The sequence below is a fragment of the Sphingopyxis sp. GC21 genome (assembly GCF_025727575.1).
Lineage (GTDB): Bacteria > Pseudomonadota > Alphaproteobacteria > Sphingomonadales > Sphingomonadaceae > Sphingopyxis > Sphingopyxis terrae_A.
Window position 1 is genome coordinate 3,525,067 of the sequence record NZ_CP095845.1, and the last position, 18,607, is coordinate 3,543,673.

19 protein-coding genes are annotated in these 18,607 nt (G+C 63.6%); 10 read left to right on the forward strand and 9 right to left on the reverse strand.

Annotated elements, in window-relative coordinates; genetic code table 11:
• Positions 1 to 12: 12 nt before the first annotated feature.
• Together MU856_RS17050 and fghA are read right to left on the reverse strand one after the other, a co-directional pair.
• Positions 13 to 1,245: an NAD(P)/FAD-dependent oxidoreductase gene (locus MU856_RS17050; protein ID WP_263588013.1), complete on the reverse strand. Its 1,233-nt coding sequence runs from the start codon at positions 1,243 to 1,245 to the stop codon at positions 13 to 15.
• Positions 1,246 to 1,294: 49 nt separating this feature from the next.
• Positions 1,295 to 2,137 (reverse strand): S-formylglutathione hydrolase, encoded by an 843-nt coding sequence (fghA, locus tag MU856_RS17055; RefSeq protein ID WP_263588993.1) that lies wholly within the window; start codon positions 2,135 to 2,137, stop codon positions 1,295 to 1,297.
• Positions 2,138 to 2,599: 462 nt separating this feature from the next.
• On the opposite strand from fghA, the gene hpaE reads away from it, so the two are divergent.
• Positions 2,600 to 4,114 (forward strand): 5-carboxymethyl-2-hydroxymuconate semialdehyde dehydrogenase, encoded by a 1,515-nt coding sequence (gene hpaE, locus MU856_RS17060; RefSeq protein ID WP_263588014.1) that lies wholly within the window; start codon positions 2,600 to 2,602, stop codon positions 4,112 to 4,114.
• Between the two features lie 26 nt (positions 4,115 to 4,140).
• Here the strand turns inward: hpaE and MU856_RS17065 are convergent, their stop codons facing one another.
• Positions 4,141 to 4,623 (reverse strand): MarR family transcriptional regulator, encoded by a 483-nt coding sequence (locus MU856_RS17065; RefSeq protein WP_263588015.1) that lies wholly within the window; start codon positions 4,621 to 4,623, stop codon positions 4,141 to 4,143.
• A gap of 71 nt (positions 4,624 to 4,694) precedes the next feature.
• Between MU856_RS17065 and MU856_RS17070 the strand changes: the two genes are divergently transcribed.
• From MU856_RS17070 to MU856_RS17100, 7 genes are read left to right on the forward strand one after another with little or no spacing between them, the layout of a single operon-like run.
• Positions 4,695 to 5,315, forward strand: a complete 621-nt coding sequence (locus MU856_RS17070) for a fumarylacetoacetate hydrolase family protein (protein ID WP_263588016.1) — start codon at positions 4,695 to 4,697, stop codon at positions 5,313 to 5,315.
• Complete coding sequence (locus MU856_RS17075) at positions 5,312 to 6,064, forward strand: fumarylacetoacetate hydrolase family protein (RefSeq protein ID WP_263588017.1); 753 nt, start codon at positions 5,312 to 5,314, stop codon at positions 6,062 to 6,064. Before MU856_RS17070 ends, MU856_RS17075 begins: the two co-directional genes overlap by 4 nt.
• On the forward strand, positions 6,061 to 6,387 hold the full coding sequence (locus tag MU856_RS17080) for an aromatic ring-opening dioxygenase subunit LigA (RefSeq protein WP_263588018.1): 327 nt from the start codon (positions 6,061 to 6,063) through the stop codon (positions 6,385 to 6,387). The genes MU856_RS17075 and MU856_RS17080 overlap by 4 nt, the downstream gene beginning before the upstream one ends.
• Positions 6,384 to 7,202 carry an extradiol ring-cleavage dioxygenase gene (locus MU856_RS17085; protein WP_263588019.1) on the forward strand — a complete coding sequence of 273 codons (819 nt, stop codon included), beginning with the start codon at positions 6,384 to 6,386 and terminating at the stop codon, positions 7,200 to 7,202. The genes MU856_RS17080 and MU856_RS17085 overlap by 4 nt, the downstream gene beginning before the upstream one ends.
• Positions 7,202 to 7,585 carry a 5-carboxymethyl-2-hydroxymuconate Delta-isomerase gene (locus tag MU856_RS17090; protein WP_263588020.1) on the forward strand — a complete coding sequence of 128 codons (384 nt, stop codon included), beginning with the start codon at positions 7,202 to 7,204 and terminating at the stop codon, positions 7,583 to 7,585. Before MU856_RS17085 ends, MU856_RS17090 begins: the two co-directional genes overlap by 1 nt.
• A gap of 7 nt (positions 7,586 to 7,592) precedes the next feature.
• The gene (hpaH, locus tag MU856_RS17095; RefSeq protein WP_263588021.1) at positions 7,593 to 8,399 is read left to right on the forward strand and encodes a 2-oxo-hept-4-ene-1,7-dioate hydratase; all 807 of its coding nucleotides are present in this window, start codon (positions 7,593 to 7,595) and stop codon (positions 8,397 to 8,399) included.
• Positions 8,396 to 9,151: an HpcH/HpaI aldolase family protein gene (locus tag MU856_RS17100; protein WP_263588022.1), complete on the forward strand. Its 756-nt coding sequence runs from the start codon at positions 8,396 to 8,398 to the stop codon at positions 9,149 to 9,151. Before hpaH ends, MU856_RS17100 begins: the two co-directional genes overlap by 4 nt.
• 37 nt (positions 9,152 to 9,188) lie before the next feature.
• Here MU856_RS17100 and MU856_RS17105 read toward each other — a convergent pair whose 3' ends face one another.
• Both MU856_RS17105 and MU856_RS17110 read right to left on the reverse strand, forming a co-directional pair.
• Positions 9,189 to 10,484, reverse strand: coding sequence for a hypothetical protein (locus MU856_RS17105; RefSeq protein ID WP_263588023.1), 1,296 nt, complete (start codon positions 10,482 to 10,484; stop codon positions 9,189 to 9,191).
• A 143-nt stretch (positions 10,485 to 10,627) separates the two neighbouring features.
• Positions 10,628 to 11,557 (reverse strand): AraC family transcriptional regulator, encoded by a 930-nt coding sequence (locus tag MU856_RS17110; RefSeq protein ID WP_263588024.1) that lies wholly within the window; start codon positions 11,555 to 11,557, stop codon positions 10,628 to 10,630.
• Positions 11,558 to 11,659: 102 nt separating this feature from the next.
• Here MU856_RS17110 and MU856_RS17115 point away from each other — a divergent pair, with 102 nt between their 5' ends.
• Positions 11,660 to 12,703 (forward strand): aromatic ring-hydroxylating dioxygenase subunit alpha, encoded by a 1,044-nt coding sequence (locus MU856_RS17115; protein WP_263588025.1) that lies wholly within the window; start codon positions 11,660 to 11,662, stop codon positions 12,701 to 12,703.
• Positions 12,700 to 13,416, forward strand: a complete 717-nt coding sequence (locus tag MU856_RS17120) for an EthD domain-containing protein (RefSeq protein ID WP_263588026.1) — start codon at positions 12,700 to 12,702, stop codon at positions 13,414 to 13,416. Before MU856_RS17115 ends, MU856_RS17120 begins: the two co-directional genes overlap by 4 nt.
• A 417-nt stretch (positions 13,417 to 13,833) precedes the next feature.
• Here MU856_RS17120 and MU856_RS17125 read toward each other — a convergent pair whose 3' ends face one another.
• From MU856_RS17125 to MU856_RS17140, 4 genes are read right to left on the reverse strand one after another with little or no spacing between them, the layout of a single operon-like run.
• Complete coding sequence (locus MU856_RS17125) at positions 13,834 to 14,934, reverse strand: aromatic ring-hydroxylating dioxygenase subunit alpha (protein ID WP_263588027.1); 1,101 nt, start codon at positions 14,932 to 14,934, stop codon at positions 13,834 to 13,836.
• Between the two features lie 43 nt (positions 14,935 to 14,977).
• Positions 14,978 to 16,447 (reverse strand): NAD-dependent succinate-semialdehyde dehydrogenase, encoded by a 1,470-nt coding sequence (locus tag MU856_RS17130; protein ID WP_412072797.1) that lies wholly within the window; start codon positions 16,445 to 16,447, stop codon positions 14,978 to 14,980.
• Positions 16,448 to 16,471: 24 nt separating this feature from the next.
• Positions 16,472 to 17,482, reverse strand: a complete 1,011-nt coding sequence (locus MU856_RS17135; protein ID WP_263588028.1) for a dihydrodipicolinate synthase family protein — start codon at positions 17,480 to 17,482, stop codon at positions 16,472 to 16,474.
• A 13-nt stretch (positions 17,483 to 17,495) separates the two neighbouring features.
• Positions 17,496 to 18,503: an ornithine cyclodeaminase family protein gene (locus tag MU856_RS17140; protein ID WP_263588029.1), complete on the reverse strand. Its 1,008-nt coding sequence runs from the start codon at positions 18,501 to 18,503 to the stop codon at positions 17,496 to 17,498.
• Positions 18,504 to 18,607: the final 104 nt, after the last annotated feature.

The following is an 18,607-nucleotide window of genomic DNA, read 5'->3' on the forward strand; positions in this document are numbered from 1 at the left end:
CGCCCGATCCTCCTAGGCGGGCTGAAGTTCCTTCAGCGGGCGGTTCGCATCAGCTAGAATGTCGGGGAGAATTTGCGCGCCGGAAACAACAAGCGCCTTACCTTGGGTATAGTCCTTCGTTGCGTTGACACAATCGAGTGCGATGACACGTCCATCCTTGAGATAGACGACGGAAAAGGAGCCAGTCGCCGGATCGCCCCGAAGAACTGCGGCATCATGGCCCATCGAGAGCCCGACCGTCTGGATTCGCAAGTCGAACTGGTGCGACCAGAACCAGGGGACGGCCTCATAGGCAGCTGCATTCCCCAATATGGTCGCGGACACCGTCTTCGCCATGTCGACAGCATTCTGGACGGACTCAAGGCGAATGACGGCCGAGCCGGCATAGACATTCGCATGGGCCGCACAGTCACCGACCGCAAATATATCAGGGAGACTGGTTCGGCAGAACCGATCGACCAGCACGCCGTTCGGGCAAGCCGCACCGGCTGCTTCGAGCGGCTCGATCGCGGGAACGATCCCGATGCCGACAATCAAGAGGTCGCACGCGATGCGTTCGCCATCGGAGAGCCGGACAGCCTCGATCGCACCCTCGCCTTCGAGGGCCGATACCCCGGTGCCGAGACGTACGTCCACGCCGCGATCACGGTGATAATTTTCGACGAAATGCGCCAGCTCGGCGCCCGCCGCCCGCGCGAGCACCCGATCGAGAACTTCGAGCAGGACCACCTGCTTGCCAGCCTTGCGGAGCACCGCCGCTGCCTCGAGACCGATGTAACCGCCTCCGATCACGACAACCCGCGCCGCCTTCTCGGCCAGCGCTTTTAACCGGTCGGCGTCGGCCAGCGTGCGGATACAGAGGACATTGTCCCGGCCCGACCCGACAAGCGGCAAGCAGCGCGGCGATCCGCCCGCGGCCCAGACCAGCTTACCATATCGCAGACGGCTGCCAGTCCGCGTCGTCACCTGCCTCGCGGCGGGATCGATTTCGATGACGCGCTCGCCCAGGATGAGGCTGATGCGCTTGTCGTCCCAGAAGGCAGGCGGGCGCAGGCGGATACGTTCGACGCTCTTCTCGCCGGCGAAATATTCCTTCGACAGCGGCGGTCTTTCATAAGGAAATTCGGTTTCGTCGCTGACGATTGCGATCGAACCGGTAAAGCCGCCCTGCCTGAGGTTGATCGCAACCTGCGCGCCGCCATGCCCGCCGCCCACGACGAGAATATCGAACAGCGGCTGCTTCATGACGCGGGTCCCACAGCGATCACAGCGCCGGCAGCAAGGCTTGCGAGGCTCATTGCCGATCTCCGTTCAGACGCGCGGCGTGCCATGCGACATGGTCGGCCATGAAGGTCGAAACGAAGTAGAAGCTATGGTCGTAACCGGGCTGCATGCGCAGCGTCAGCGGCTGGCCCGACCGCTCGCATGCTTCGGCGAGCAAATGCGGCTTGAGCTGCTCTTCGAGAAATATGTCGGCATCGCCCTGGTCGACAAGAAGGTCGGGAAGGCGCGCCCCCGCGTCGATGAGCGCGCAACTGTCATAGTCGCACCAAGCCGTCCGGTCGGCGCCGAGATAGCCCGACAACGCCTTTTCGCCCCAAGGGCAGTTCAACGGACTGACGATCGGCGCAAAGGCACTTACTGACCGGAAGCGCGCCGGATCGCGCAGGGCAATCGTTAGGGCGCCATGCCCGCCCATCGAATGGCCGGTAATTCCCTGGCGCGCCATATCGACCGGAAACTCGCGCGCGATCAGCGTCGGCAACTCCTGCTCAAGATAGGTCCGCATCCGAAAGTGCTGCGACCAGGGCTGCTCGGTCGCATCGAGGTAAAAGCCCGCGCTCTTGCCGAAATCATATTCCTCATCGTCGGGAACATCATCGCCTCTCGGGCTCGTGTCGGGGGCCACCAGGATGATTCCATGCTCAGCGCAGGCCTCCCGGAACTCGCCCTTCTCAGTCACATTCGCCGGCGTGCAGGTCAGGCCCGACAGAAACCAGAGCACGGGAAGCCGTTCGTCTGGGCGATGGCCAGGCAGGAAAATCGAAAAGCTCATTGCCGTGCCGGTCGCATCGCTCTGATGGGTGTAGGAACGCTGGACGCCGCCGTGACACTTGTTGCTGCTGGCCAGTTCCATCGTCACGCGGCTCCATGTCCCAAGCCCAAGGCGGCGACCACCCCGCCCTGCGGAGCGCGATCGGCAGCCGAAGGCACACAGCGAAGTTCGAAGCTCCTCATTTCTCTTTCTCCATAGACTGAAAACGGATCGCCAAGCGCAACATGCCGCTCCGACAGCTTTGTCATAGACAAAACGATACGCGGCGTATTATAATGTGTCAACCATGAGACGGGCGGCGATGGAGAGCGCGATACCACTGCTGGAGGAAATGTTGAAATTCCAGCGTGTCTGCTGCTCTGCGCAGTAGAATCGGCCGTTGTTCCGCAGCCCGCCAAGAAAAACTTATCACATTAAGTATCTTGAGGTGCCCATGATGTTAAGATACAGTCCGTTCAGCATCAGGCCGATCTGCCCCGATTCTAAGGGCGGCGACAACGTGCGTGAGCCCGGCAAGGGGCGCGGTAATCGGGAGATTTTCAGATGAGCAACATGCGCAACCTCGCGCTCGAATCGGTGGGGACCCTCAACGCCTTGCATGGCGACGGGGCACTGGGCCATTTTGTCGCGGGCCAGGCGGCTAGCGGAAACGGCCCCCTGTTCGACGTCGTCGATCCCTCGACCGGCGCGGTGCTCGGCCAGTGCCATGATGCGACCGAGGCCGAACTCGACGCTGCGGTTGCCGCCGCGCGCGACGCCTTTGCAAGCTGGAGCGCGACCCCGCCCGAGGCGCGGCGCAAGATTCTCCACCGCATGGCCGACCTGATCGTCGCGCGCGCCGACGAGATCGCCGCCGTCGAATGCCTCGACGCCGGCCAATGCTGGCGCTTCATGTCGAAGGCCGCCATTCGCGGCGCGGAGAATTTCCGTTTCTTCGCCGACCGCGCACCTGGAGCCGCCGACGGGCTCGCGCTTCCGAGCGCGGACCATGTCAATATCACGTCGCGCAAAGCGATCGGTCCCGTCGCAGTGATCACCCCGTGGAACACGCCGTTCATGCTGTCGACGTGGAAGATCGCACCGGCACTCGCGGCTGGCTGCACGGTGGTGCACAAGCCCGCCGAATGGTCGCCCTATTCGGCGCGGCTGCTAGCCGAGATCGGCAAGGAAGCCGGCCTGCCCGACGGCGTTTTCAACTCGGTCAACGGCCTTGGAGAAAGCACGGGCCGGCGCCTTACCGAACATCCCGACATCAAGGCCGTCGCTTTCGTGGGCGAATCGTCGACCGGTTCGGCAATCATGCGTCAGGGCGCGGCGACGCTGAAGCGCGTCCATTTCGAACTCGGGGGCAAGAACCCCGTCATCGTGTTCGACGACGCCGATCTCGATCTCGCGCTCGATGCCGCCGTGTTCATGATCTACTCGCTCAACGGTCAGCGCTGCACCTCCTCGTCGCGTTTGCTCGTGCAGCGCTCAATCTACGACAGCTTCGTCGAGAAGGTCGCCGAGCGGGTGCGCAAGCTGAAGGTCGGCGACCCCTTCGATCCGGCGACCGAAGTCGGACCGCTCATCCATCCGCGGCATTTCGCGAAAGTCGCAAGCTATATGGAGATTGCGACCGGCGAAGGCGCGCGTATCGCAGCCGGCGGCGCACCGGTCCAGGGAACCGAAGGCTTTTTCTTCCAGCCAACGCTGTTCGCGAACGCCGAGCAGTCGATGCGCATCGCGCGCGAAGAGATTTTCGGTCCGGTGCTGACGGCGATTCCGTTCGATGACGAGGCCGATGCGATCGCGAAAGCGAACGACGTCGAATATGGTCTTGCAGGTTATCTGTGGACGAACGACGTGGGCCGGGCGCTGCGCGTGTCCGATGCGCTGGACGTCGGCATGGTCTGGGTGAACAGCGAGAATGTACGCCATCTTCCCACCCCCTTCGGCGGCACCAAGGCCAGCGGAATCGGGCGCGACGGCGGCGACTGGAGCTTCGACTTCTACATGGAAACGAAAAATGTCGCGCTCGCACGCGGTACGCACAAAATCCAGCAACTCGGTATCTGAGCATGCCGGCGCGCCCTTCCCCCGGGTCAGCGATGATCCTGCACGCGATCGGCCTCCGGCGGTGCGAAGCTTTCGAGCGTGTGGACGAGAGCAGCGGCCTCGGCGATGAAACGCTCCAGCCGGTCGGCGCCGAAGGCATCGCGGTAGCGCGCGAGAATATGCGCCGTACGCGCGGCGGTGTTGCGTACCAGCGCGATGCCGGCAGGGGTGATCTTAATGACCGAGCGACGCCGGTCGGCGTCGTCGATCGCGCGGCTCAGAAAGTCGCGATCCACGAGTTCACGAAGTATCCGCGTCACGCTCGGTGGGTAGAGCAGCGCGCGTTCGGCGATACCGCTCGCGTCGAGCGGCCCCGCATCGGCGAGCACGCGCAAGACGCGCCATTGCTGGTCGGTAACGCCGGCATCGCGCAGCAAGGGCCGGATCGGCGCCATCACCGCCTCGCGCGCGGCAAGCAGCGTTCCGGCGAGCGAACGGGGATAGGGCGCGAGAGTCTCGGAGTTGGGCATCGCCCGCTGATGGCACAGAAGTGGGCGGGAAACAAACTTAACGTGTTAAGCATACGGGAGGGTCACCGGTCGTGACGATTGCGGGAAACATCTATGGCGTCGTGCTGAACGACAGTGCCGAGCGCGCGCAGCTGGCGGGGCAGTTCGAGGACAAGCCCTATGGCGCGCCGCCGGTCGCGCCGGTTGTCTATATGAAACCGCTCGCGAGTATCGTGCACGGCCCGATCGGGGTGCCGGCCGACACCGGCCTCGTCGCCGCGGCGACGCTGGCGCTTCTCTTCGCCCGCGATACCGGACGGGTCGACGAGCAAGGCGTCGATGCCTGCCTCGGCGCCGCAGCACTCGCGCTTGACCTGTCGATCCCCGCCGCCAGCTATTACCGGCCCGCGATCGCGCAAAAGAACGGCGACGGCCGTATCGCGCTCGGCGACTTCGTCGCGTCCCGCCAGCCGGCGCAGATCCGCCTGTTCGCAGACGGCGAGCTGCTCCACGAATGGCCGCTCGACCGGCTGGTGCGACCGCTCGAGACACTGGTCGCCGACCTCGGCGCATTTCTCACCCTGAAGGCGGGCGACGTGCTGCTGGTCGGCCTGCCCGGCGATGCCCCCCGCATCCGCCCCGGTCAGACCTTGCGCGTGGAGGCCGATGGCTTCCCGCCGCTCGAAGTCGCAACCAAGGGAGACGCAGCGTGAAGCGCGCGCGAATTTACCATCGCGGCCGCGATGTCTGGGCTGAGGTCGGCGAGGACGGCGCGACGCTTCGCCTTCCCTGCGGCCAGACACTGCCTACGGGCGACGCGCAGTGGCTACCCCCGGTCCAGCGCGGAGCGGCAGTCTATGCGCTCGGCCTCAACTATGCCGATCACAACAAGGAATTGGGCTTTGCGCCCAAGCTCGAAACACCTTTGGTCTTCATGAAGGGTGACAATTGTTTCGTCGGCCATCGCGGTGACACGCCGCGCCCCGCCGACGCGAACCAGATGCATCCCGAATGCGAACTCGTCGCCATCATCGGAAGCCCCGCACGGGGCGTCTCCGCGGAGACGGCGCTGGACCATGTCGCCGGCTATACGATCGCCAACGACTATGCGATCCGCGAGTATCTGGAAAATTATTACCGCCCCAACGCGCGCGTCAAGAATCGCGACGCCACGACGCCGATCGGTCCCTGGATCGTCGACGCCGCCGATGTTCCCGATCCGCAGGCATTGCGCCTGTCGACAAGGGTCAACGGACAACTGGTGCAGCAGGGCAGCACCGCCGACATGGTCATGAGCGTGGCTGACCTCGTCGCCCATCTGTCGTCGGCAACGACGTTGATGCCCGGCGACATGATCCTGACCGGTACCCCGCAGGGCGTGCATTTCTGCGCGGCGGGCGACGAAGTCGTCTGTGAGATCGAGGGTATCGGCCGCTTGACCAATCATCTGGTGGCATCATGAGCCTCTATCAGCTCTCCAAGCTCCTCTACGTGTTGAACCGCGAGGATGCTGCCAAGGCGCAGTGGCGCGAGGATCCCGTCCCGCTCGTCGACCGGTTCGAGCTTACGGAGGAGGAACGCCAGGCGATCCTCGGCCATGACATCGGGCTGCTCTATGTCTTGGGCGTCAACGGCCAGATCCTCATGCATTTTGCCGCGCTCTGTGGGATCGCCTGGGCGGACTATCTTCGCCTGATGCGCGAGGGCGTCCAGACCTATGGACCGGTCCGCGCCGGGCTTTACGCGATGACGACGCAATTCGACGAGAAGGTGGCAGGACTATGACGCTGGTCTATACCGGAATTTGCAGCCACGCGCCGGGCATTACCGCCCGCGCGGAACTGGCAGACCCCGCGCTGCGCGATCCTTTCTATGCTGCCCTCGAGACGATGCGGCAGGAAATCAGTGCGACGAAACCCGACGCGCTCATGATCATCGCAGCCGAGCATTTCGCCAATTTCTTCATGAACGCGATGCCCGCCTATGCGGTGGGCATGGGCGAGACGTATCGCGGACCGATCGAAGATCCCGACTGGCTGAAAATCCCGCTGCGCACGGCGCGCGGGAATCCCGACCTCGGGCGGAGGCTCGTAGGCGAAATGCTCCAGACGGTCGATGTGACCTATTGCGAGGAATGGCAGTTCGATCATGGCATCATGGTGCCCCTGCACTTCCTCGATCCCGCGAATGAAATGACCATCATCCCGGTCAACATCAATTGCCAGGGACCACCGCTGACCCCGCTCCACCGCGCCTGGGCCTTTGGCGAGGCGATCCGGCGCGCCGCCGACGCGGCTCCCGAGCGCATCGCGCTCGTTGCGACCGGCGGCATCTCGCACTGGCCCGCGACGCCCGACAGCGGGAAGATCAACGAAGCCTGGGACCGCGACTTTCTCGAGCGCTGGGAGGCCAACGACCGCGACCGGCTGCTCGACTACAGCGATGCCGACACCTACCGCGATGCCGGACAGGGCGGATTCGAAATCCGCACCTTCATCGCCGCCGCCGCCGCGGCGCGCGGCAAGGGCAACGTCCAGTTCTTCGCGCCGATCCCGATCTTCGCGGTCGGCTGCACCGTCGGACGGATGGAGATCGCCTGATGGCCCATGTGATTATCGAATGGAGTGCGAATCTCGAAGAAGTGCTCGATCGCCCGGGGCTCATGCGCCTCATCGCCGAGGATATGCGCGAGCGCTCCGACGGCACGTTTCCGGTCGGCGGCATTCGCGTGCGCGCTTATCGCGCCGACGATTATGTCATCGCCGACGGCAACGGCCCCGACGATGCCTTCGTCAATATCGAGGTGCGCATGGGGGTCGGCCGGAGCGAGGCGTTCCGCAAACAATATTTCGATGCGCTCTTCACGCGCGTCCGCGACTTCCTCGCCGACCTCTTCGACCAGCGCCCGTTCGCCCTCTCGCTCTATGTGGCCGAAGTCGAGGGCTGGAAGCACAACAGCATTCACAAGCGCCTGAAAGGCTGACCCGCCCATGTCCCTGAGCCCCGATATCATCGAGACCTTGGCCACCCGCCTCGACGAGGCCGAACGTACCCGCACGCAGGTCGGCCAATTTTCGCTCGCGCATCCCGAGATGACGCTGGAAGACGGTTATGCCGTGAGCCGCGCCTGGACACAAAAAAAGCTCGCCGCCGGCCGCAAGGTCATCGGCCACAAGATCGGCCTCACCAGCCGCGCGATGCAGCGCTCCTCCAATGTGACCGAACCCGATTTCGGGACGCTGCTCGATGACATGCTGTTTCCCGACGGGCAGGACATACCGATCGACCGTTTTATCGAGCCGCGGGTCGAAGTTGAACTGGCCTTCATCCTGCGTGAGCCGCTGAAAGGACCGGGGTGCACACTTTACGACGTGCTGAACGCAACCGACTATGTCACGCCGGCGATCGAGATCATCGATGCGCGCATCGAGCGCATCGACCAAGCGACCGGCACGACGCGCAAGGTCTATGACACGATTTCGGACAATGCCGCCAACGCTGGCATCGTCCTGGGTGGACGGCCGGTCAAGCCCGACGCCGTGGACCTGCGCTGGGTCTCCGCGCTGCTCTTCCGCAACGGGGTGATCGAGGAATCGGGCGTGGCCGCGGCCGTCCTCAACCACCCCGCCAACGGTCCGGCCTGGCTGGCGAACAAGCTCGCGCCGCATGGCGAGTGGCTCGAACCGGGCCAGATCGTGCTCGGCGGCAGTTTCACAGCCCCCGTCTTCGCGCGGCCGGGCGACAGTTTTCACGTCGATTATGGCCCGCTCGGCGCCATTTCGGTGCGCTTCATATGAACGGCTTCCTCAAGCGGCTGGCAAGCGGCACACCGCAGCTTGGGCTGTGGCAGGCACTGGCGACGCCTTACACCGCCGAAATCTGCGCGCGGGCGGGTTTCGACTGGCTGCTGTTCGACGGTGAGCATGCGCCGAATACGCTGCAGACGCTCCTTGCCCAGCTTCAGGCCGTCGCCCCCTTCCCTGTCGAGGCGGTGGCGCGGGTGCCAATAGGCGAACCCGTCGCGATCAAACATTATCTCGATCTCGGCTTCGGGACGCTGCTCGTGCCGATGGTCGATAGCGCCGAACAGGCGCGCGCCATCGTCGCGGCAAGCCGCTTCCCGCCGCTCGGGAACCGCGGCGTCGCCAGCGCGACGAGCCGGGCGTCAGGGTTCGGCGCCCAGCCCGGCTATCTTTCGCGCGCGCACGAGCGCACGGCGATCATCGCCCAGATCGAAAGCCGAGCGGCGCTCGACCAGATCGATGTCATTGCCGCCGTTGACGGCATCGACGCGCTCTTCGTTGGCCCGGCCGATCTCGCTGCCTCGCTCGGTCATCTCGGTAATCCGGGCCATGACGAGGTGCAGGCGGCGATCGCGCATGCCAAGACGCGGATCGATGCCGCTGGAAAGCCGGCGGGGATTTTCGCGCTGTCGCCAGGTGATGCGCAGCGGCGCATGGCGGACGGCTTCGCCTTCATCTCGGTCGGAACCGACATCGGCCTGCTGGCGCGCGGCGCCGCCGGACTGCTGGACTCGATCCGCGGCTGATCGACGCGATCTACCGCGCACCGCCGCGCGGCGCGTCCTATAGCTTTGCGACGTCGATCTCGTTGTTGCGGCCTTGGGCGAGATAAGGGAAGCGCTCGACGGTCGCGCGGATTTCCTTGATCGGCCCGCCGTGATCGCCCCACTTCACCGTCACTTCATTGCCGATCTCGGCCTCGGAAATGTCGATGCAGCCGTGCGAGAGGAACTCGCGATAATGCGGGCTGTAGATCGTGCCCGAAGACCATCCGACGGGACGGCCACCCTTCTCGACATGATCGGCATAGGCCATCGGCCAACGCTGGGGCGAATAAGGGAAATCGAACGGCTTGTAGGGCTCGCCCTCGCGCAGGAGCGAGGCGAACACGTCGAGGACGTCGTCCTTGTTCCACCGCAAGGTCGTCGTCGTTCGGCGCGGATTGGCGATTTCGGCCTCGACCGCGTCGCGCCCGATGAAGTCGTGGTCGAATTTCGCCATATTGTCCCATCGCACTTCGGCGGGGGTGCGGCAGCGCGCCCTGATATCCATGGGGTCGACCGACCCGCCCACTTCCCACCGCTTCATCGCGCGCGGCCATTTTTCTGGAGGCGGCGCCGAGACGAAGGTCCAAGTGTGCTGGGGAAAGCCGCCCTCGATATGGTTGACGAGATAGGATCCCCAGCCGAGCCGCTCGATCCCGAACTCCTGCCCTGCCTTGTACACCGCGTCATAGATCGCCGGGGCGTCGCTCATCGGGCCGTGCAGTTCATAGGCGAGGCTGCCGGTCATGCCGAGGCGCGCGATCTCGCATTCGATGCCGTTGATCCTGGTCTGTCGGAAGCGGAGGAACTTCAGGTCGCGCAGATCCTCGCCGGTGACTTTTTCCAGCACGTCGAGCGAGGTCGGCCCGGCGATCTGGAAAAGATACCAGTTGCGAATCTCGATCTCGACGTCGAGGCCTTCGACACTCCGCGCCGTCGGGCCCGGAGGACCACCGGCGAAGGAGAGGAAATGATCCTCGGCCAGCCGCTCGACGACGCCATGCGCTGTGATCAACCCATCCTCGTTGCACATCACGGCATGCTTCATGCTGCCGACGGGAAATTTCGCGAAGCTGTTGATGCATAGCCCCTGGAGATATTCGAGCGCCTGCGATCCCTTGATCGAGACCGGCCCGATGCCCGAAAGGCCAGCGTGAATGTAGCAACCCTTGCGCCATGACAGCGCTTCGGCCCGCCAGCCATCGAACGCCCAGGCGCGAACTGGCGTAATCGCCAACCCCTTGGTGTTGGCGTGATAGAGAACATGATCGCCGTAAAAGGGATGCGGCAAGTCGGCGGTGAACGCGTTGCTCATGGGATTCCTTGGGATTGTCAGCCATGGGTGCGGGTAAGGCCCCTACCATGCCGTGGCATAAAACCAGATACAATACGCATCGTTTAAATAAATATGTCCTGCGGCACGGCCTCCAACCCCAAGCAGATTCCTACCATGCCCGGCTAGGTCGCTCCCCTCGCGCGGGCCTCCGCCGAAATCCGCTCGGCGCGCCACGAGCGCGGCGACTGGCCCGTCATTGACCGGAAACTCCGCGCGAAATGTGCCGGATCCTCATACCCCAGCAATTGCCCGATCTCGCTGACGCCCAGCGCAGTGAACATCAGCAGCCGCTTCGCCTCCTGCATATGACGGCGCCGGACGACGTCGGAGGCCCGCAGTCCAAGGCCGTTCCGACAGGCGCGGTTGAGCAAGTAGGGTGTCGTCCCGAGCTCGCTGGCCAGCGTATCGACATGCGGCCTTTCGCCGAGCCTCGTCTCCACGAGCGCCATGAAGCGGGTGAGCAACGAAGAGTCGGCTCCGCCGTCGTTGCCGCCCGTGCCCCTGCCCCCGCTCCCCAGTTCCGGCCGCTGTATTTCCGCGAGCGCCAGCCGAGCAAGCGCGCCGATACATTCAAGCTGTGCCGGCCGTGCAAGGCCATATTCATGCTCCATCCGATCGAACAGGGTGCGAATCCACGCCTGCTCGCCGGCCTCAAGCCGGAGAATGGCGCTCTCGCGCAACGGTCCGACGCCATAGGTACCCTCGAGAAGCCCAAGTTGCTCGCGCGCAAAGTCGTCGGACATCGACAGCACGATCGCATTGCTGCCCGGTGCGACGCGGAACCCGTGGACGACACCTGCCGGGATCCAGCAGAATGTGCCCGCCGAAATGGCTGACTGGGCGTCATCGGCGATATAATGGCCACTACCCGACACCCAATAGGTCAGTTGGTGAAGGTGCGGATGGCTATGCTCGACGACATGGCCAGAGTGCAATTTCCAGCGGTCACCGATGCGCTCGACGTGGCAGAAGCGCGGCTCTACCCGCACATCGGTCTGTCCGAACAGCGAAAAGGCGGGAATGGGCGTCGCGGGGTTCATCTTCTCCAGCATAGGCGCATTTTTGAGAAAATGGCCAAACAATTTGAACGATGCGTATCGTATATCATCGCAAGAGATGCTAAAAGGGGACAATCGATCAAGGGAGAAGAGACAATGTTCATCCGCAATGCCTGGTATGCCAGCGCCTGGGGTCACGAGCTGACCGACAACGGCATGCTGCCGCGCAAAATTCTCGGCACCTCGCTGCTGTTCTTCCGCAAGTCAGACGGTGAGGTAAAGGTCCTGCGCGACCGCTGCAGCCACCGCTTTGCGCCGCTCTCGCTCGGCCGCCGCGAAGGCGATTGCGTGCGCTGCATGTATCATGGCCTGGTGTTCGACGGCGACGGCAAATGCGTCGAGGAACCTGGCCGCAAAGGCGTCAGCCCCAACACCGACGTGCCGAGCTACCCGGCGGTCGAACGCCACAAGCTTGTCTGGGTGTGGATGGGCGACGCCGACAAGGCCGATCCCGATCTGATCCCCGATTGCCATCAGCATGAGAGCCCCGAATGGGCGAGCATCCCGCGCACCGCCCACTTCAAGGCGAATTATCTGCTTGTTCTCGACAATCTGCTCGACTTCTCGCACCTGTCCTACGTTCACGAGAATTCGCTCGGCGGATCAAAAACGATCGCCGAGACCCGCCCCAAGGTCGAACAGACTAACAAGGGCGTGAAACTGACGCGCTGGTATCTGGGCGAACCCGGCTTCGCACCCTACCTCAAGGGTTATGAGCGCTTCACCGGTCCGGTCGATCGCTGGAACATTTACGACCTTTCGACGCGGAGCAATCATTTCTCGATGTCGTCAGGCAGCGCGCCCGCCAACACCGGCGCGCCCGAGGGCAAGCTGGCGCCGGAAACGATGGTATTCCACTCGAACCAGCTCATCACGCCCGAGGACGAGAACAACACCCATTATTTCTGGACCTACGCGCATAATTTCGCGCTCGAGAATTCGGAGTTGACGCAGGCCCTAGCCGAGCGAATCTCGGCAGGCTTCCAAGAAGATCGCGACATGATCGAGGCGCAGCAGTTGGTCGTCAACGAGAGCGGCGACGACAAGATGGCGTTTATCCTCGCCGACAACGGCCTCACCTTGGGCCGCCGCCTGATCGAGGCGGAACTCGCCGCCGAAGCCGCCGAACAGGGCAGGTGAGGCCGGCAAATGCCTACAAGGTTGCGCTTTTTCTGACACGCAATCCGGAATGCACAGCCGCCGAGTTCACCGAAGCGTGGATCGGCGGCGGCAACCCCGGGCCTGCCCCGGGATTGGGCACGCATGTCTACAACGCTCCGGGTCTGTCGGCGGTGCCGATCGAAAATGCGCCGCCGGCGCCCTTCGACGGCGTAGATGAATATAGCTTCGATTCCGCCGCAAGCGCGGCGATGTTTTTCGCGTCGGACCGCTTCGCTGCGGACTGGATCGCACCGCGCGCGCAGCTTCTCGCGGCGCCGATCCTCGCTATCTCGGGTCCCGCACATGTCCTGTGGGACCGGGCAGGGCCTCCTCCCGCCAACCCCGTTAAAATACTCACTCTGCCCGTTCGGCGCGCGGGCATGAGCCAAGCCGATTTTGGCGACTACTGGATTCATAGCCATTTTTCGCTCGCGATCGGCGGCCCGGGGACCTCCGAAAGGCTGAGGCAGGCGGTTACATGCCCCGCGGACGGATGTGTCCTCGTTCCCTTCGGAGCGGCACCGTTCGACGGCATCGGCACAATCGTCTTCGACAACATGGCCGACCTGGAGGCGGAGTTTTCATCGGCTCATTATCGCGACCGGCTCGCGCCCGACGAGCCGAAGTTCACTGATCCGGCGAAGTCTCGCGCGATGATGGTCCGCGAAACAATCCTGTTCAGCAACGCCTGACGATCAGTCAGGATGCCATGCTCCCCCGAGGAGACAACGACGCATTCTGCTCGACAGAGGCCGATGGTTCTCCCTCACAGCCAGTTGTCCAGGACGAGCAGGGCTGCGGGCTTTTCCGAGAAAAGCCGATCGGTGAATGCATCAACTTGTGCATGGGATATTTTCCTCGACTGCAACTGGCGTTCATTCCCCGGGCGTGAGGGGCCTCGAGGATCGATCGCCGGTAGTCGTGATCGCATAAAACTGGTTCCTGGCACCCCTTCGGTTCCGGCAAGCGGCGATAGGTTTTGTGATTGGCTGCGAGCGGTGGCTACTGCAGGCCAAAGCGGCGCGTGGCGGCGCTTCTCATTGTGGCGCCCCCTACTCAAGGACCTCCGCCAAAGACCGAAAATGCCTCTGCGGAAGTGCCTTGGACAGCTAAGGCGCCCAAACTTCCGCGCTCCGCGCGCGCTGGAACAGATAGCGACGCATCGCGACCGATGGCCCGTCGGTCGCGACCGAAATCTCGTACATGTCCTCGGGCGCGGTCTCGGCGAGCATATGCTCCAGTTTTCCCAGCGCCTCGACATCCTCCTCGAACGCCTGGAACAGCCGATCGTGCATCACGCCCGTTGCGTCGGGATCGCCGAGGGCGAAATCTCGGCCGTGCACGATGAAATAATGGGTCGACGAATGCGTCTCGGGCGTCGGCAGATGCGCCGTGCGGATCGTGCCCACTTGGCGCTTTGCCTCAGGAACCGCTGAATCATAGAAGCTCACCGTCACGCGGTGGAACCCCGGAGACATGAACTCCGACGTCGCGATGCGCGCCGCCGTCGTCACGCCCGCAAGGCCCATGGGGTCGGCCCAAACAGGGGGCAGCAGGGTTGGGATTACCTCGCGATGCACGAGGAAATGGCCGTCGCCGATTTCGGTCCTGAATGGCGCCCTGGCATATTCAGGAGTGCCGAAGCTGCGGGCGTGAATATAGCTGAGATGAGTGAGGTCGAGCAAATTCTCGTGGAGGCTCACATAATTGCCCGCCAGGTGCAAATAGCCCTTCGAGCAAACCCATTCGGCGCTCGTCTGGAAGGCGGTCTCGGGGAGCTTCGCTAGATCTGCGGTTTCAGCATCGCCCATCCAAATCCAAATAAGATTGCCGGTCTCGACAAGCGCATAGCGCTTCACGCCGATCGAGCGCGGGCATTTGGCCATTGCCGGCACTTCGATGCAATCCCCATGTGCATCATAGCGAAAGCCATGATAGCCGCAGACCACGGTGTCGCCTTCGAGCGTGCCTTCGGACAAGGGATAGGAACGGTGCGCACAGCGATCGCTCATCGCGACCGCGGTGCCGTCCTCGGTCCTATAGAAGAGTATCTTCTTGCCGAGCAGGGTCCGGGCGAACAGCGTGCGACCGACCTCATCGGCAAAGGCCGCAACATACCAGTCGTCGAAGATGAAAGGCGTGTCGCGATCGGCCATTCTGGCCGACGCACGCCGGGCGGCCGCGACGATAGCGGTTGCCGGTTCAACCATAATCCTCTCCTCGACGTCGAACCCATTTGCCCGGCGGGATGGGCTAGAAGCCCGCCCGTGCATCTTCCCAGGCCAGATATTTAAGTTCGAGATATTCGTCCAAACCGTAAATCGAACCCTCGCGGCCGAGCCCCGATTGTTTGATTCCGCCGAACGGGGCGACCTCGTTCGAGATGAGCCCCGTGTTGATGCCGACCATGCCGGCTTCGAGCGCCGCCGACACCCGCCAGATCCGTGCCGCGTCAGTCGCAAAGAGATAGGAAGCGAGACCATATTCGGTATCGTTCGCCATGGCGATCGCCTCTTCCTCGGTGGAAAAGCGAATCACCGGGGCGATCGGACCGAAGGTCTCCTCGCGGCAGACCAGCATGTCCTGCGTGACGCCGGCGAGCACCGTCGGCTCGAAAAACAGCCCGCCGCGCGCATGGCGCCGGCCGCCCTGCACCACCGATGCTCCGCTCGAAACGGCATCGGCGATATGCGCCTCGACCTTCTCGATCGCAGCGGCATCGATGAGCGGCCCCTGCTGGACGCCGGGCTCGAACCCGTCGCCGACCTTGAGCGCACCGACCGCCGCTGCAAGCGCCGCGGTGAAGGCATCATAAATACCATCCTGCACATAGACGCGATTGGCGCTGATGCACGCCTGGCCGGTGTTGCGATATTTGGTCGCGATCAGCCCCGCCACGGCCTTATCGACATCGGCGTCGTCGAACACGAGGAACGGCGCATTGCCACCGAGTTCCATAGACAGCTTCTTCACCGTCGCGGCCGACTGCTCGATCAGGATCCGACCCACTTCGGTCGACCCGGTAAAGGTGATCTTCCGGACCAGCGGATTGCCCGTGAGTTCGGCGCCCAGCACGCGTGCCTTGCCGGTGATGACGTTCAGCACGCCCGCCGGGATACCGGCGCGCACCGCGAGTTCCATCAGCGCGAGGGCGGTGAGCGGCGTCTGCTCGGCGGGTTTCACCACCATCGTGCATCCGGCCGCCAGCGCCGGCGCCGCCTTTCGCGTGATCATTGCCGCGGGAAAGTTCCACGGGGTAATCGCCGCACAGACACCGACCGGTTCCTTCGTCGTGACGATGCGGCGCGTCCGTTCGGTCGCGGCCATTACGTCGCCGCGGACACGCTTGGCCTCCTCGGCGAACCATTCGACGAAGGAGGCGGCATAGGCGATCTCGCCCTTGGCCTCAGCAAAGGGCTTGCCTTCCTCCATCACCATCAGGCGCGCCAGATCGTCGGCATGCTTCACGATAAGATCAAACCAGTGGCGCAGGATGATCGATCGCTCCTTGCCGGTCTGCGCGCGCCAAGCTGGAAGCGCGGCATGCGCCCCCTCGATCGCCCGCCGCGCTTCCTCGACGCCGAGCTGCGGAATCTGCGCCAGCACTTCGCCGGTGGACGGATTGCGCAGCTCGCGTGCTGGGAATGCCGCGCCATCGATCCACATGCCATCGATATAGGGCGTCGTACGCAGCAGCCCCTTGTCCTCAAGTTGGTTCGTCACTTCATGCATCCCGACTGGGGTTGATCATTCCGGATTGCGCCCGATGAAGAAAGCTTCGTCGGGATCGCTGGTGGGATTCAGGCCGGCGGCGTCGAGGCCGCGGCGCAGCACCGCCATATCGCGGTCGAAGATGCGCTGCGTCGGGTGGGGAATCGGCCCGCCATTATAGCCCTGAAGCCAGCCTTCATATTTCCACATCAGGCGGTTGATCAGGCCGTTGGAGGCGATCGGCAGGCTTCCGAAAGCCTTGCGCGCGGGATCGACCTTGTACCAGATTTCGGTCGCCTCGTCGAACTTGCCTTCGTTGATCAGCTTGTGGATGCGCGGCAGCGTCGGGCCAAAATAGGCTGAATAATTGGTACCGCAGAACGGGATCGGCATGACCTGCGCCAACGGCGCATATTCGAACTCGAGCGGCGACGAGATGACCACATCCTTGTGGAAGTGGCGGTGCATTTCGATCGCGCTCATGATGTACGGCACGCCGCCCTCGGTCTTGATGGCTGCGACGTTCGGACAGTCGTCGATCAGGCGGCGCAGGACGGGCACGGGAATATCGGCTGGGTGAAGGCGGCCGAAGCCCCAGGCGGGCAGCGGGAACAGCATGACGGCAAGGTTGGTCGAATCGCAGATCGCCTTGGAATAGGCGTAAACCTCGTCATAGGATTGCGGATAGAAAAAGGGCGGATAGCCGAGGAGCACAAGCTCGGCGCCAGCAGCCTCGGCCATTTTCGTCGCTTCGATGCTTTCTTCGAGCGTGTTCGAGACGGCGTGGTGTACGACGAACATCCGGTCCCTGGCTTGGTCGACCATGATCTCGCAGAAGCGGCCATATTGCTCCGCGGTGATGGCGACTTCCGAGCAGGAGAGCGAACCGACGAACCCATGCTCGATCGCGAGCTCGACATCGTGGCGGATCGCCTTTTCGTTCAGCCGCTTGAAATCCGAGGTCATCGTCGGAATCGTCACATTGGCGACACCGAACATATGCTCGCGCGCCCACTCACGCGCTTCGCTTTTCTTGTATCTGGCCACGAAAAAGCTCCTCTTACAAAATCTTGGAATCGAACTGGATCGGCAGCGGCTGGGCGAGCCCAGCGCCCAAGGCCTTGTCGAGGATCATCTCGGCTATCACGATATCCTGCATGCCCCCGCCAACGGACTTGAACATCGGCATGCGTGCCGCCGCGACCTGTGCATCGATGGCGCCCGTCATAAGCGCGTTGAGCGAAAAGGACTTTGCATGCACGTCGATCCCGACCTCGACGGCGGCGAGCATGTCGCCGGTTTCCTCGAGCACTTCCTCGAGCATGTCGCAGACCACCAGATCGACCCGCTGCACCACCGAGACGTCGATCTCGCGCTGCTGCGGAACCGTGGAGCCGATGGAAACGACGACAGCCCCGGGCTTGAGCCAGTCGCCGTAGAGGATCGGCACCTCACCATGCGAGCGCGCTGCGGCAAGCACGATGTCGGCTTCGCTGACAGCTTCCTCGGGCGATGCCGCGGCCCGCGCAGCTACCCCAAGGTCGCGAACGATTGCATCGGCGAAAGCCTGGCGGCGTTCGGGGTTCGGGCTGAAGACCACCACTTCGCTGAGCCCGCGAATGGCGCCAAAGGCGCGCGCGTGCATCGATGCCTCAAGGCCGCTACCGATCACGCCGAGGCGCGCGGCACCTTTTGGCGCGATACGATCGAGCGCCGCGGCCGATGTCGCCGCGGTCCGGAAGCCGGTCAGGAGATTGGCATCGAGAAAGGCCGCGATACGGCTCGTCTGACGATCGAACAGCACGATCACATATTCGACGCCGGGCGTCGCCGAGGCCATCGCCATGCCCATCAGCTTCGCGCCGAAATAGCGGCCGCCCGGCGGCGCCGCGGGCAAGGTGCGAAGCCAGGCGTTGCCCGATTGGGCAATCGTCCGCGCGGGCGCAGCCGCCGGTTCGGCGGGCCGAGAATAGGCGGCCTGAAGCGCGCGGATCGCATCTTCCCAGCGAAAGACAGTGCGCGCGGTCTCGGCGGAAACAAAAACGGGGCCATCGATGGAAATGGTCACTGGCTTCTCCGGTTGGCAGGCAGGTTTTCGGGTCGCGCCGGGCGCCCCCCGAATCCAATTACTGGACCCTACGTATCGTTTTATGACTGCGTGTCAATCAGGCT

What these genes read in the sequence shown, in the direction of transcription:
- MU856_RS17050 (WP_263588013.1), bottom strand. Translation starts at nt 1,245, where the DNA reads ATGAAGCAGCCGCTGTTCGATATTCTCGTCGTGGGCGGCGGGCATGGC.
- fghA (WP_263588993.1), bottom strand. Translation starts at nt 2,137, where the DNA reads ATGGAACTGGCCAGCAGCAACAAGTGTCACGGCGGCGTCCAGCGTTCC.
- hpaE (WP_263588014.1), top strand. Translation starts at nt 2,600, where the DNA reads ATGAGCAACATGCGCAACCTCGCGCTCGAATCGGTGGGGACCCTCAAC.
- MU856_RS17065 (WP_263588015.1), bottom strand. Translation starts at nt 4,623, where the DNA reads ATGCCCAACTCCGAGACTCTCGCGCCCTATCCCCGTTCGCTCGCCGGA.
- MU856_RS17080 (WP_263588018.1), top strand. Translation starts at nt 6,061, where the DNA reads ATGAGCCTCTATCAGCTCTCCAAGCTCCTCTACGTGTTGAACCGCGAG.
- MU856_RS17085 (WP_263588019.1), top strand. Translation starts at nt 6,384, where the DNA reads ATGACGCTGGTCTATACCGGAATTTGCAGCCACGCGCCGGGCATTACC.
- MU856_RS17090 (WP_263588020.1), top strand. Translation starts at nt 7,202, where the DNA reads ATGGCCCATGTGATTATCGAATGGAGTGCGAATCTCGAAGAAGTGCTC.
- hpaH (WP_263588021.1), top strand. Translation starts at nt 7,593, where the DNA reads ATGTCCCTGAGCCCCGATATCATCGAGACCTTGGCCACCCGCCTCGAC.
- MU856_RS17100 (WP_263588022.1), top strand. Translation starts at nt 8,396, where the DNA reads ATGAACGGCTTCCTCAAGCGGCTGGCAAGCGGCACACCGCAGCTTGGG.
- MU856_RS17105 (WP_263588023.1), bottom strand. Translation starts at nt 10,484, where the DNA reads ATGAGCAACGCGTTCACCGCCGACTTGCCGCATCCCTTTTACGGCGAT.
- MU856_RS17110 (WP_263588024.1), bottom strand. Translation starts at nt 11,557, where the DNA reads ATGCTGGAGAAGATGAACCCCGCGACGCCCATTCCCGCCTTTTCGCTG.
- MU856_RS17115 (WP_263588025.1), top strand. Translation starts at nt 11,660, where the DNA reads ATGTTCATCCGCAATGCCTGGTATGCCAGCGCCTGGGGTCACGAGCTG.
- MU856_RS17125 (WP_263588027.1), bottom strand. Translation starts at nt 14,934, where the DNA reads ATGGTTGAACCGGCAACCGCTATCGTCGCGGCCGCCCGGCGTGCGTCG.